Below are 13518 nucleotides of genomic sequence, written 5' to 3'. Positions count from 1 at the left end.
GAGATGTTTACTGATAATCCGCCATCGCGAGCAGGCTCGCTCCTACAGGGGTTCAAAGTCATTTCAGCGTCATTTCGGGGTGCAGGTCAGGTCGATGCGCATCTTGATGATGGAGCGGGTGAATTTGGCTGTTGCGTTGGTGTGTTTGCCGGCGAGCACTTCGATCTTGCGGGTACGCGGCGCTTCAGGACCGTTGTTGAACACCACTTTACAGACCGCATCGGTGGTGCCGTAGTTGTTGACCTGGATCGAGGCAATGTCTTTGTCCGTGTCGAACGCGTTGTAGTCGATGCTCAAGCCGTTCAGCTGCTTTTGAACGTCGACCGGATACGCAAACGCCGTCAACGGCAACATCGCCAGCAGTACACAACACAATTTTTTCATTCAGCAGTCTCCAATAAGGACTGCCAGCTTAGGACAAGAGGAGCTATTCATGAAAGCGCCCCGCGTGACCCTTGATCAATGGCGAACGCTGCAGGCCGTGGTCGACCACGGTGGTTTCGCCCAGGCCGCCGAGGCGCTGCACCGCTCGCAATCGTCGGTGAGCTACACCGTGGCGCGCATGCAGGACCAGTTGGGCGTGCCGTTGTTGCGCATCGACGGCCGCAAGGCGGTGCTGACCGAAGCCGGCGGCGTGCTGCTCCGTCGCTCCCGGCAACTGGTGAAACAGGCCAGTCAGCTGGAAGACCTGGCGCACCACATGGAACAGGGCTGGGAAGCGGAAGTGCGGCTGGTGGTCGATGCTGCGTACCCGAGCGCCCGCCTCGTCCGCGCGTTGACCGCGTTCATGCCACAAAGCCGTGGCTGCCGGGTGCGGCTGCGTGAGGAAGTGTTGTCGGGCGTCGAAGAAGTGTTGCTCGAAGGCGTGGCGGACCTGGCCATCACCGGTTTCAGCATTCCCGGCTATCTGGGCGCGGAACTGAGCGATGTCGAATTCGTCGCCGTGGCCCATCCGGAGCACTCCCTGCACCTGCTGAACCGCGAGCTGAGCTTCCAGGACCTGGAAAGCCAGATGCAAGTGGTGATCCGCGACTCCGGCCGCCAGCAGCCACGGGACGTTGGCTGGCTCGGCGCCGAACAGCGCTGGACCGTCGGCAGCCTCGCCACCGCCGCCACCTTTGTCAGCAGCGGCCTGGGGTTTGCCTGGTTGCCTCGGCACATGATCGAACGGGAACTGAGGGAAGGAACGCTCAAGCTGCTACCGTTGGATCAGGGCGGCAGTCGCAACCCGAGCTTTTATCTGTATTCGAACAAGGACAAACCGCTGGGGCCGGCGACGCAAATCCTCATCGAACTGCTGCGCACGTTCGACACCGCACCGCTGGATGCGCCCTTCGCCGCCCCTGAACAAGCCTGACATGGAGTGAACGCATGGCCTTTTTCGAACACGAAGGATGCAACCTGCACTACGAGGAATACGGTCGCGGCACGCCGCTGCTGCTGGTCCACGGTCTGGGCTCCAGCACCCTGGACTGGGAAATGCAGATCCCGGCACTGGCCGCCCGTTACCGCGTGATCGTCCCGGACGTGCGTGGCCACGGGCGCTCCGACAAGCCCCGTGAGCGCTACAGCATCGCCGGGTTCAGCGCCGACCTGATCGCGCTGATCGAACACTTGAATCTCGGCCCGGTGCATTATGTGGGCTTGTCCATGGGCGGCATGATCGGCTTCCAGCTGGCGGTGGATCAGCCGCGTTTGCTCAAAAGCCTGTGCATCGTCAACAGCGCCCCCGAGGTCAAATTACGCAGCCGTGACGACTACTGGCAGTGGTTCAAACGCTGGAGCCTGATGCGCGCCCTCAGTCTGCGCACCGTCGGCAAGGCGCTTGGCGCCAAGCTGTTCCCCAAACCTGAACAGGCGGATCTGCGACAAAAAATGGTCGAGCGCTGGGCAAAAAATGACAAACATGCTTATCTCGCCAGCTTCGATGCGATCGTGGGTTGGGGTGTTCAGGAACGACTTTCGAAAGTGACCTGTCCAACCCTCATCGTCAGCGCCGACCGCGACTACACGCCGGTCGCGCTGAAAGAGGCTTATGTAAAACTGCTGCCCGATGCGCGGCTGGTGGTGATCGCCGATTCGCGCCACGCCACCCCGCTGGATCAACCCGAACGCTTCAACCAAACCCTGCTCGATTTTCTCACCGCAGTCGACACCACCACACTCAGGATCACTGACCCATGTTGAAAAAAATCGCCCTCGTCGCTGGCTCCGTTCTGTTTGCCGCCAACCTGATGGCCGCAACGCCCGCCAAGGCGCCGCACGTATTGCTGGACACCACCAACGGCCAGATCGAAATCGAGCTGGACCCGATCAAGGCGCCGAACAGCACCGCGAACTTCCTCAAGTACGTGGACAGCGGCTTCTACAACAACACCATCTTCCACCGCGTGATTCCAGGTTTCATGATCCAGGGTGGCGGTTTCACTCAATCGATGCAGCAAAAGCCGACCGACGCGCCGATCAAGAACGAGCACAAGAACGGCCTGCATAACGTGCGCGGCACGCTCTCCATGGCCCGGACCTCCGATCCTGATTCGGCCACCAGCCAGTTCTTCGTCAACGTCAAGGACAACGATTTCCTCGACAGCGGCGACGGCTATGCCGTGTTCGGCAAAGTGGTGAAAGGCATGGACGTGGTGGACATCATCGTCAACTCGCAAACCACCGTGCGCGGCGGCATGAAAGATGTACCGGCCGACCCTGTGTTCATCAAGTCGGCCAAGCGCATCGACTAAGCTACACAGGAAGTCCTGAGCGGCTGCCGGAGTGCGCCGCTCATACTGTTCAAAGGAGAGCCCGCGCGCGGGCGGAGAACTGATGCTTTATCGCCGTTTTGAAAGACTGATCGACATTTTCCGCGATGCACCGACGGCGGCTCCGCCGGATCGGGTTCTCCCCTTCTATACCTATTACTTGAAGCAGGTCTGGCCAAGTTTCGCCGCCCTGCTGATCGTCGGCCTGTTTGGCGCGCTGATCGAAGTGGCGCTGTTCAGTTACCTGAGCCGCATCATCGACCTGGCCCAGGGCACTCCCGACGTCAACTTCTTCAAGGAACATGGCCTCGAACTGGCCTGGATGGCCGTGGTGGCGCTGGTTCTGCGCCCGGTGTTCGTTGGCCTGCATGACCTGCTGGTGCACCAGACCCTGAGCCCCAGCATGACCAGCATGATCCGCTGGCAAAACCACAGTTACGTGCTCAAGCAGAGCCTGAATTTCTTCCAGAACGACTTCGCCGGGCGCATTGCCCAACGCATCATGCAGACCGGCAACTCGCTGCGCGACTCCGCCGTGCAAGCGGTGGACGCGCTCTGGCACGTGCTGATCTACGCGATCAGCTCCCTGGTGCTGTTCGCCGAAGCCGACTGGCGCCTGATGATCCCGCTGCTGAGCTGGATTGCCGCCTACATTGGCGCGCTCTGGTACTTCGTGCCACGGGTCAAGGAACGCTCGGTCGTGTCCTCGGACGCCCGCTCCAAACTGATGGGGCGGATCGTCGATGGCTACACCAACATCACCACGCTGAAGCTGTTCGCCCACACCAATTTCGAGCAGCAATACGCCAAGGAAGCCATCGAAGAACAGACCGTGAAAGCCCAACTGGCGGGCCGGGTCGTCACCAGCATGGACGTGGTGATCACCAGCATGAACGGCTTGCTGATCGTCACCACCACGGGCCTCGCGCTGTGGTTGTGGACGCAGTCGCTGATCTCGGTCGGTGCGATTGCGCTGGCCACCGGCCTGGTGATCCGCATCGTCAACATGTCCGGCTGGATCATGTGGGTGGTGACCGGCATCTTCGAAAACATTGGGATGGTCCAGGACGGTTTGCAGACCATTTCGCAACCGGTCAGCGTCACCGACCGCGACCAGGCCAAACCCTTGGCCGTCGCCCGTGGCGAAGTGCGTTTCGAGCACGTGGATTTTCACTACGGCAAGAAGAGCGGGATCATTGGTGATCTGAACCTGGACATCAAACCCGGCGAAAAAATCGGCCTGATCGGTCCCTCGGGTGCCGGCAAGTCGACCCTGGTCAACCTGCTGCTGCGCCTGTATGACGTGGAGGGCGGGCGAATCCTCATCGACGGCCAGAACATCGCCGACGTCGGCCAGGAAAGCCTGCGCGAACGCATCGGCATGATCACCCAGGACACCTCGCTACTGCACCGTTCGATCCGTGACAATTTGCTGTACGGCAAACCGGACGCCACCGACGCAGAACTCTGGGAAGCGGTGCACAAGGCCCGCGCCGACGAGTTCATCCCGTTGCTGTCGGACGCCGAAGGGCGCATCGGTTTTGATGCGCATGTCGGTGAACGCGGGGTGAAACTCTCGGGTGGTCAGCGGCAGCGGATCGCCATTGCCCGGGTGCTCCTCAAAGACGCACCGATCCTGATCATGGACGAGGCCACCTCGGCGCTGGATTCAGAAGTCGAGGCGGCGATCCAGGAAAGCCTGGAAACCCTGATGCAGGGCAAAACCGTGATCGCCATCGCCCACCGGCTTTCAACCATTGCACGGATGGACCGGTTGGTGGTGCTGGAAAACGGCCGGATCGCCGAGACCGGCACTCATGCCGAGTTGTTGGCCCATGGTGGGTTGTATGCGCGGTTGTGGCAGCACCAGACTGGAGGGTTTGTCGGGATTGATTGAGGGCTTTTGATTGGGGGGATATCCGTTTCTTATGTGCCCGCTTCAAAATGTGGGAGCCAGCCTGCTGGCGATGGATGCACAGACAACGCGATCAACCAGGCAGGGCGCGTTATCGTTGACGTCCATCGCCAGCAGGCTGGCTCCCACAGGGGAATGTGTACGCCAGAAGAATCAGTTCGGCTGTCAGGCCGCCTCGCTTTGTTTTTGATCGAGGCGCCCCGTTAAACCACGCTGGCCGGAGTGAGGGCATGCCGAGTCCTAACGAGGCACCAAGTGGTGGGGCAAGAGCCCTTTGGTTACTTTTGGGCCGGGCCGCGCAGGCTCTTTTCCAAAGTGACTCGCCGTAAGGGCGAAACCAGTAGTCGCCATTACCAAAGAAACGGATATAACGCAGATCACCCCTGCCGATAAGGCAAAGCAGCCCTCGCCTCCTCGGCATACGCCAACACCCCAACCCGCTCCTGCTGCAGAAAATCCTTAACGGCCGCTTTCAAACCCGGATGGCGCAAGTAATGCCAGGAATGAGTCATCACCGGCTCAAACCCCCGAATCAACTTATGCTCCCCCTGCGCCCCCGCATCAAAACGCTGAAACCCATTGGCAATCGCATAATCCATACCCTGATAGAAACACGTCTCGAAATGCAGGCGATCAAACTCCGCCAGACATCCCCAGTAACGACCATAAAAGCTGTCGCCCCCCACCAGGCTGAACGCCATCGCCACCGGCCGTGAGCCCTGCTTGGCCAACACCACACGAATCGATTCCGGCATGCGCTCTGCCAACAGACTGAAAAACGCCCGCGTCAGGTACGGCGTCTGCCGACGCACCGCGTAGGTATTGGCGTAACAGGCATAGACGAAATCCCACTGCGCCTGGGTCAGTTGCCGCCCCTCAAGCCACTCGAAATCAAAACCCTGCCCCGCCACCTGCTCGCGCTCCTTGCGCATCTGCTTGCGCTTGCGCGAACTGAGAGCGTCGAGGAAATCCTGAAAATCCCGGTAACCGCGATTCTGCCAGTGATACTGACAGCCGATACGCTGCAACCAGCCAGGCTGCTCGGACAACGCGGCATCGGTGAAGGCATCGGTGAAATTAATGTGGGCGCTGGAGAGCGCTTCGATTTCAAGGTAGCCCGGCAGGCTCTTCAACAGCTCGAAACCGTCCTCGACACTGGCCGCCAGCAACCGCGGTCCGCTGACCGGGCTGAACGGCACGGCGGTCAAGAGTTTGGGGTAATAGTCGATGCCGGCACGCTCGCAGGCATCGGCCCACGCGTGATCGAACACGTACTCGCCGTAGGAATGCCATTTGCGGTAACTGGGCAGCGCAGCAAGCAATCGCCCCTCATCCATATGCAGCAAGTGCTCGGGCTGCCAACCGGAATGCGGGGCCAGGCTACCGCTGTCCTCCAATGCACCCAGAAAGGCATGGCGCAGAAACGGCTGGCTCTCGGGCACGAGAGCGTCCCACGCCTGTGGCGCGATGTCGGACAGACTTTCCAGACGTTGCAACGGCATCAACTTCCTCTCCACTTCTATGCGTGAAAGCCCCGCGAGTATCGCTTATCGGGACGCAATCCACACCCGTGATTCGCCGACAAAGCCCGGAATAGAAAGTTCATTCGTACTTTGTATCGTCATCTAGACGCCATCACTTTGCCACTGCTTTGTCATAAACCATCGCGATACTGGCGCCAGTTTTTAGAGCGTCGGGTTCTTACCCGATCACTGTTTTCCGTCCGACAACGGTCGGTTGTGCCCTGGATGGCTCAGTCATCCTCTTTCATCTTCGGAGATTGATATGCGTCTTGCTTCCACGAAAACTGCGGCGGCCCTGTGTGGCGGTTTGCTGCTGGCCATGAGTGTTCCGGCCAGCGCCGCAGTCGACGCCAAACTGCTCGACATGCTCAAGGCAAACGGCTCGATTACCAACGCGCAATACAGCGAACTGCAAGCCGAGCTGGCAAGGGATCAGAAAGACCAGCAAATCGCACGTCAGGCTCAGCAAGAGACCAACGAGCAAATCGCGGCCACTTCGAAGAAAACCGACACGCTCAGCGCTTTCGACCAGAAACTGGCGTGGGCTGCCAAGACCCAGTTCAAGGGTGACGTACGTTTCCGTGAAGAAACCGTGCACAACGATGGCGTGCCAAACAGCAAAGACCAGGATCGTCAGCGCATTCGTGCCCGCCTGGGTGCCTACAGCGAAATCAACCCGCAAGTCGACACCGGTATCCGTATCGCCACTGGCAGCAACGACGACGCTCGCTCCACCAACCAGGACCTGAACAACTACTTCGACAAGAAGTCGATCTGGCTGGACCAGGGTTACGTCGACTACCACCCGGACGCGATCAAGAACCTGCACATCATTGGCGGCAAGATGAACCAGCCGTGGGTGAGCATGGGTGACATCATCTGGGATAGCGACATCAACCCGGAAGGTCTGGCCGTTACCTACAAGTACCCTCTGAACGGCAGCGCCGAACTGTTCGGTAGCGCTGGTCACTACACCCTCAAGGACAACGTCGACGGCGAAGGCGTGCAGTTCAAACACGACCTGCGTCTGTACGCTGGCCAGTTGGGCGGTCGCTTCGCGCTGACCGACAGCCTGAAACTGACCGTAGGTGGCAGTATCTACTCCTACGACAACGACAAGAACAGTGCCTGCCCGACCACCGGCACCGTTACCGCGCCATGCGCCCTGGCCGTCAACGGCAACAGCCCGAACGAAACCTTCAAACTGTACGAAGGCTTTGGTCAGCTGGACATCGCCAACCTGCCAGTACCGTTGTCGCTCTACGGTCAATACGTGAACAACACCGACGCCAGCAACGACCAGGACACTGGCTGGTTGACCGGTGTGAAGACCAAGGTCTATGGCTTCGGTATCGACTACAACTACCGCGACGTACAGCGTAACGCTGTAGTCGGTGCCTTCACCGACTCCGACTTCGCCAACGGCTTCACCGGTTCGCGCGGCAGCAAGCTGAAAGTGAGCTACGAGCTGGACAAGAACTTCACCCTGGGCGCCACGTACTTCATGGCTAACTCTGACCAGACCAACGCCAGCATCCGCAAGACTGACTCCGACATCAACACCCTGCAACTGGATGCCGAAGCCAAGTTCTGATTTGACGCAATACGACTCGGGCAAGGACGCCTGAGTCGCTTTCATAAACTCGCGCTGTGGTATCGGTCCCCATCATCCGTCCGATACCACAGCGCGAGTTTTTTTGTTTCTGCCTCTCTGTAGGAGCGAGCTTGCTCGCGATGGTCGTCAACGATAACGCGGGATATCTGAATCCCCGCGGCGTAATCAAGACCATCGCGAGCAAGCTCGCTCCTACCGTTTTTGGGCAAAGATCAACGCTTGCGCAGAATCACACTGCCAATCGAATAACCCGCGCCAAACGAGCTGAGCACTGCCAGCGAGCCGGCGACCAGATCATCCTGATTCTTGTGGAACGCAATCACCGAACCGGCAGAGCTGGTGTTGGCGTACGTGTCGAGAATCACCGGCGCCTCTTCTTCAGTCGCTTCGCGGCCCAGCAACTTCTTCACGATCAAGTGGTTCATGCTGAGGTTGGCCTGGTGCAGCCAGAAGCGCTTCACGTCACTGACGTTGAGCTGGTTCTCGCTCAGGTGCGTAGCGATCAGCTCGGCGACCATCGGGCAGACATCGCGGAACACCTTGCGGCCTTCCTGCACGAACAGTTTGTCCTTGGCACCGATACCCTCTTCCGCCGCGCGGTTGAGGAAGCCGAAGTTGTTGCGGATGTTGTTGGAGAACTTGGTCAGCAGTTTGGTGCTGACCACGTCGAATTGATACTTGGACGTCGCCAGGTCGGCGCGCTCAATGATCACGGCAGTGGCCGCATCGCCGAAGATGAAGTGGCTGTCGCGGTCGCGGAAATTCAGGTGACCGGTGCAGACTTCCGGGTTGACCATCAGGATCGCCCGGGCCTGGCCCAGTTGCACGCTGTTGGCGGCGGCCTGGATGCCGAACGTTGCCGAGGAACAGGCCACGTTCATGTCGAAACCGAAACCCTGGATGCCCAGTGCTTCCTGGACTTCAATGGCGATGGCCGGATAAGCCCGTTGCAGGTTGGAGCACGCGACGATCACGCCGTCGATGTCCGCTGCGGTCTTGCCTGCGCGCTGCAAGGCTTGTTCGGCCGCACCGATGGCCATTTGGCAGAGCACCGACCATTCGTCGTTGGAACGCTCCGGCAGGCGTGGCGCCATGCGTTGCGGGTCGAGGATGCCTTCCTTGTCCATGACAAAGCGGCTTTTGATGCCAGAGGCCTTTTCGATGAATGCTGCGCTGGACTCGGTCAAGGCTTCGACTTCACCACGGGCGATGGCGTCGGCGTTGTCGGCGTTGAACTGCGCGACGTAAGCATTGAAAGACTGCACCAGCTCTTCGTTGGAGATGCTGTTGGCCGGGGTGTACAGGCCGGTGCCGCTGATGACGACGTTATGCATGGTCGTTTCTCTAATCTGGTCAGGCAGAAAGTATTGGCACCGACGTACCAACACACAAAGGGTCGGCTCCCTTCACGGGACGCGGACCTGGCATCGCTTTATTCCGGACCGCTTAAGCCAGTTAAGGCTCAAAACCGCGGGGCGGGCGTTTATAGGCGCGAAGTTTGCCATAAACGTTGGGTTTTGGCCCTATTTGCGAGATCAAACGCCGAGCCAGCGTGGGAGCTGGCTTTTTTGTGGAGAGGGAGCTTGCTCCCGCTTGAGTGCGCAGCGCTCACAAGATGTTGGGGCCGCTGCGCAGCCCCGCGCGAGCAAGCTCGCTCGCCACAAAAGCCGCTCCCACAGGAATTTAGGGCTCGACCTGGCTCCATTGCTTGCTCAGACGCTTGTCCGAGATCGGCACCTTGGTCCCCAATTGCTGGGCGAACAACGAAACCCGGTATTCCTCCAGCCACCAGCGATACAGCTCAAGCTGCGGATCGCGCTTGCCTTCCTGGGCGTGTTTGCTGGCGCGGGCCTGGTATTGCGCCCACAGACCGGACAATTCACCGCTCCAGACCCGATCCTTCTGCACCTGGGCGCCCAACTTCTCGAAACGCTGCTCGATGGCTTTCAGATAACGCGGCAATTCCTTGAGCCACTGCATCGGCGTTTCACGGACGAAGCCCGGGTACACCAGGTGACTGAGCTGCTGCTTGATGTCGTTCAGGGCCACCGCTTGCGCGAGGTCGATCTTGCCCTTGAAGCGTTTTTGCAAGCCGTGCCAGAGTTTCAGAATCTCCAGGGTCAACTTCGCCAGACGCTCGGCGTGCTCGGTCCAGCCGCCACGCTTGCGCTCGGCCAGCGCCGCCAACCCTGCGCCATCACGCGGCAACGGGTCTTCGCCATCGAGAATGCAGCTGTCGAGGCTGGCCAGCAGAATGTCTTCCACCAGACTGTCGATGCGCCCCATGTCGCGGTACATCAAGCCCAGCTCGGTCAGCCCTGGCAATTTGCCGCGCAAGAACTTCGCCGGTTCCGCCAGTTGCTGCATCAGCAAACGCTGCAAGGCCCGGCGATGCTGGAACTCGGCTTCGGCCGGCGTGGAAAACCGCCCTTCCTTGACCGTACCGCCCTCTTCCACCAACGCCGGATAGACCGTCATCGACAGCCCGGCGATCTTTTGTTGCGTCTTCTCGGCCACCGCAGCGAAGACTTTCGCCTCGACTGGCTGCTGACTCTTCGCCGTTTGCGGCACGGCCAATGCCGCCTGGCTCGCTTCGGCAAAACGCGCAGTCAACTCTGCCAGGTCTCGCCCTTCGCCCAGGAATTTACCTTGGCCATCGACGATTTCCAGGTTCATCCGCAGGTGATTGTCGACCTGCTGCGCCGCCTCGGCCCAGGCTTCATCGCTGACCCGCGCACCGGTCATGCGCAGCAATTCGCGGCCCAACGCCTGAGGTAACGAGCCCTCGGCGAAGGTCATGCGCTGCAACGCCGCTTTGACGAAGTCCGGCACCGGCACGAAATTCTTGCGCAGCGCTTTGGGCAGGTTGCGCACCAGCGCAATGCACTTGGCCTCGATCACACCCGGCACCAGCCATTCCAGGCGCTCCGGCGGCAGCATCGGCAACAACGGCGCCGGTACGCGCAGGGTGACGCCGTCGCGCGGATGGTTCGGCTCGAAGTGATAACTCAGGGCCAGTTCCAGATCGCCGATGTGCAGGGTGTCGGGGTAATGCAGCGCGGTGACTTCGCTCGCCTCGCGGGCCAGCACGTCTTCTTCGCGCATGATCAACAACTGCGGGTCTTTCTGGCTGTTGATCCGATACCAGCTGTCGAAGGTCGCGGTCTGGTGAATCTCCGCCGGCAGACGCGCATCGTAGAAGGCGAACAGGGTTTCCTCGTCGGCCAGGATGTCGCGACGACGGGCCTTGGCCTCCAGTTCGTCGAGCTGTTCCAGCAGTTGCTGGTTGGCGGTCAGGCACTTGGCCTTGGACTGAATTTCGCCACGCACCAGGCCTTCGCGGATGAAAAACTCACGGGACACCACCGGGTCAATTGGCCCGTAATGCACCGGCCGGCGACCGACCACGATCAACCCGAACAAGGTGATCTGTTCGAACGCCACGACCTGGCCACGCTTCTTCTCCCAATGGGGTTCGAAGTGGTTTTTCTTGATCAGGTGACCGGCCAGCGGCTCGATCCAGTCGGCGTCGATCTTGGCGACCATGCGCGCGTAGAGCTTGGTGGTTTCCACCAGTTCGGCGGTCATCAGCCATTGCGGGCGTTTTTTGCCCAGCCCGGATGAGGGGTGAATCCAGAAGCGCCGCTGGCGGGCGCCGAGGTAATCACCTTCATCGGTTTTCTGCCCGATCTGGCTGAGCAGGCCCGACAGCACGGCTTTGTGCAGTTTCGGGTAATCCGCCGGCTCTTTGTTGAGGCTCAACTGCATGTCGCGGCAGATCAGGCTCAGCTGACGGTGCGAATCGCGCCACTCGCGCAGACGCAGGTAATTCAGGAAATTCTTGCGGCACCAGTTACGCAACGGACTGGCGGTCAGGGCCTGGCGCTGCTCTTCGAAACCCCGCCACAGATTGACCAGCCCGGCGAAGTCCGAGTCCACGTCTTTCCATTGAGCGTGCGCTTGATCTGCTGCTTGCTGACGCTCCGGTGGACGCTCGCGCGGGTCCTGGATCGACATGGCACTGGCGACGATCAACACTTCCTGCAAGCTGCCGAGTTTCGCCGCTTCCAGCAGCATGCGGCCCATGCGCGGGTCCACCGGCAACCGCGCCAATTGGCGGCCGAGCGGTGTCAGCTGGCTGTTACGGTCCACCGCCGACAGTTCTTGCAGCAGGTTGAAACCATCGCTGATGGCCTTGCCATCCGGTGGCTCGATGAACGGGAAATCGGTGATTTCACCCAGGCGCAGATGCAGCATCTGCAGGATCACCGCCGCGAGGTTGGTCCGCAGGATTTCCGGGTCGGTAAATTCCGGGCGCCCGATGAAATCCTCTTCGGCGTACAGACGAATGCAGATACCCGGCTCGACCCGTCCGCAACGACCCTTACGCTGGTTGGCACTGGCCTGGGAAATGGCTTCGATGGGCAGGCGCTGGACCTTGGCGCGGTAGCTGTAACGGCTGATGCGCGCGGTGCCGCTGTCGATCACGTAGCGAATGCCCGGCACGGTCAGCGAGGTTTCGGCGACGTTGGTCGCCAGTACCACGCGACGGCCCGGGTGCGACTGGAAAATCCGCTGCTGCTCGGCCGGCGACAAGCGGGCGTACAGCGGCAGGATTTCGGTGTGCTTGAGCTGGGCCTTGCGCAGCATGTCGGCGGCATCGCGGATCTCGCGCTCGCCGGGCAGGAACACCAGCACATCGCCAGGGCTCTTGCGCTCGCTGCGTTCGAACGCGGCAATTTCATCGAGGGTCGCGAGGATCGCCTGATCCACGGTCAAGTCGTCCTCGACGCGGTTGCCCTCTTCGTCCTGCTCCAGGGTCAGCGGGCGATACCAGGTCTCCACCGGGAAGGTGCGGCCGGAGACTTCGACAATCGGCGCGTCATCGAAATGCTTGGAAAAGCGTTCAAGATCGATGGTCGCCGAGGTGATGATGACTTTCAGGTCCGGGCGACGGGGCAGCAGGGTTTTCAGGTAGCCAAGCAGGAAGTCGATGTTCAGGCTGCGCTCGTGGGCTTCGTCGACAATGATCGTGTCGTAGCGCTCGAGGTAGCGGTCATTCTGGGTTTCCGCCAGCAGGATGCCGTCGGTCATCAGTTTGATCAGGGTGTTGGAATCGCTTTGATCCTCGAATCGCACCTGATAGCCGACCAGCGCACCCAGCGGCGTCGCCAGTTCCTCGGCCACCCGGCTGGCCACGCTGCGCGCAGCGATTCGACGCGGTTGGGTGTGGCCAATCAGGCCATGCTGGCCGCGACCGATTTCCAGGCAGATTTTCGGCAGCTGAGTGGTTTTACCCGAACCGGTTTCGCCAGCGATGATCAGCACCTGGTGCTTGAGCAGCGCCTCCTTGATTTCGTCGCGCTTGGCGGCGATCGGCAAACTGTCGTCGTAACGGATCACCGGCAGGCTGGCCCGCCGCGCCACCACCTGGTCGCAGGATGCCTGCATGCGCGTCACCCACTGGGCCAGCTTGGCTTCGTCAGGTTTCTTGCGCAGCTCAAGCAACTGCCGCCGCAGCCGGTGCCGGTCGGCGAGCATGGCGTGATCGAGGTTTTTCAGGAGTTTGTCGATGGAGGGCGATTCGTCGGTCATCGGGTACGCAATTCAGTCGTCTAGTGGCGCAGGGGGGCGATTGTCGCAGATTTTACGACCGCTGCGCGGCCGATCGCGAGCAGGCTCACTCCCACAGGGGATCTACGGCGACCA

8 protein-coding genes and 1 pseudogene are annotated in these 13518 nt (G+C 60.6%); 5 read left to right on the top strand and 4 right to left on the bottom strand.

What is annotated here, in order from left to right:
• Nucleotides 1-69 precede the first annotated feature (69 nt).
• A complete protein-coding gene (locus EJA72_RS15155; RefSeq protein ID WP_157712238.1) occupies nucleotides 70-384 on the bottom strand; it encodes a 3-phosphoglycerate kinase in 315 nt (104 codons plus the stop codon).
• Nucleotides 385-433: 49 nt separating this feature from the next.
• Between EJA72_RS15155 and EJA72_RS15150 the strand changes: the two genes are divergently transcribed.
• From EJA72_RS15150 to EJA72_RS15135, 4 genes and pseudogenes are all read left to right on the top strand, one after another.
• Nucleotides 434-1357 (top strand): LysR family transcriptional regulator, encoded by a 924-nt coding sequence (locus EJA72_RS15150; protein ID WP_157712237.1) that lies wholly within the window; start codon nucleotides 434-436, stop codon nucleotides 1355-1357.
• Between the two features lie 14 nt (nucleotides 1358-1371).
• A pseudogene (locus tag EJA72_RS15145) lies at nucleotides 1372-2177 on the top strand (alpha/beta fold hydrolase).
• Nucleotides 2178-2180: 3 nt separating this feature from the next.
• On the top strand, nucleotides 2181-2738 hold the full coding sequence (locus EJA72_RS15140) for a peptidylprolyl isomerase (RefSeq protein WP_157712235.1): 558 nt from the start codon (nucleotides 2181-2183) through the stop codon (nucleotides 2736-2738).
• Nucleotides 2739-2820: 82 nt separating this feature from the next.
• Entirely contained in the window at nucleotides 2821-4653 is a 1833-nt protein-coding gene (locus tag EJA72_RS15135) for an ABC transporter ATP-binding protein (RefSeq protein WP_157712234.1), read from the top strand.
• A gap of 395 nt (nucleotides 4654-5048) precedes the next feature.
• Here EJA72_RS15135 and EJA72_RS15130 read toward each other — a convergent pair whose 3' ends face one another.
• Nucleotides 5049-6173 carry a GNAT family N-acetyltransferase gene (locus EJA72_RS15130; protein ID WP_157712233.1) on the bottom strand — a complete coding sequence of 375 codons (1125 nt, stop codon included), beginning with the start codon at nucleotides 6171-6173 and terminating at the stop codon, nucleotides 5049-5051.
• 283 nt (nucleotides 6174-6456) lie between these two features.
• On the opposite strand from EJA72_RS15130, the gene EJA72_RS15125 reads away from it, so the two are divergent.
• Complete coding sequence (locus EJA72_RS15125; RefSeq protein WP_157712232.1) at nucleotides 6457-7788, top strand: putative porin; 1332 nt, start codon at nucleotides 6457-6459, stop codon at nucleotides 7786-7788.
• A 233-nt stretch (nucleotides 7789-8021) separates the two neighbouring features.
• Here EJA72_RS15125 and EJA72_RS15120 read toward each other — a convergent pair whose 3' ends face one another.
• Entirely contained in the window at nucleotides 8022-9143 is a 1122-nt protein-coding gene (locus EJA72_RS15120; RefSeq protein WP_157712231.1) for a beta-ketoacyl-ACP synthase III, read from the bottom strand.
• Nucleotides 9144-9492: 349 nt separating this feature from the next.
• A complete protein-coding gene (gene hrpA / locus EJA72_RS15115) occupies nucleotides 9493-13404 on the bottom strand; it encodes an ATP-dependent RNA helicase HrpA (RefSeq protein ID WP_157712230.1) in 3912 nt (1303 codons plus the stop codon).
• Nucleotides 13405-13518 lie beyond the last annotated feature (114 nt).

The sequence above is a fragment of the Pseudomonas sp. PB120 genome (assembly GCF_009761815.1).
In the GTDB taxonomy this organism is placed as follows: Bacteria; Pseudomonadota; Gammaproteobacteria; order Pseudomonadales; family Pseudomonadaceae; genus Aquipseudomonas.
This window is presented reverse-complemented; position numbering and strand designations above follow the sequence as displayed.

What these genes read in the sequence shown, in the direction of transcription:
- EJA72_RS15155 (WP_157712238.1), bottom strand. Translation starts at nt 384, where the DNA reads ATGAAAAAATTGTGTTGTGTACTGCTGGCGATGTTGCCGTTGACGGCG.
- hrpA (WP_157712230.1), bottom strand. Translation starts at nt 13,404, where the DNA reads ATGACCGACGAATCGCCCTCCATCGACAAACTCCTGAAAAACCTCGAT.
- EJA72_RS15150 (WP_157712237.1), top strand. Translation starts at nt 434, where the DNA reads ATGAAAGCGCCCCGCGTGACCCTTGATCAATGGCGAACGCTGCAGGCC.
- EJA72_RS15125 (WP_157712232.1), top strand. Translation starts at nt 6,457, where the DNA reads ATGCGTCTTGCTTCCACGAAAACTGCGGCGGCCCTGTGTGGCGGTTTG.
- EJA72_RS15130 (WP_157712233.1), bottom strand. Translation starts at nt 6,173, where the DNA reads ATGCCGTTGCAACGTCTGGAAAGTCTGTCCGACATCGCGCCACAGGCG.
- EJA72_RS15140 (WP_157712235.1), top strand. Translation starts at nt 2,181, where the DNA reads ATGTTGAAAAAAATCGCCCTCGTCGCTGGCTCCGTTCTGTTTGCCGCC.
- EJA72_RS15120 (WP_157712231.1), bottom strand. Translation starts at nt 9,143, where the DNA reads ATGCATAACGTCGTCATCAGCGGCACCGGCCTGTACACCCCGGCCAAC.
- EJA72_RS15135 (WP_157712234.1), top strand. Translation starts at nt 2,821, where the DNA reads ATGCTTTATCGCCGTTTTGAAAGACTGATCGACATTTTCCGCGATGCA.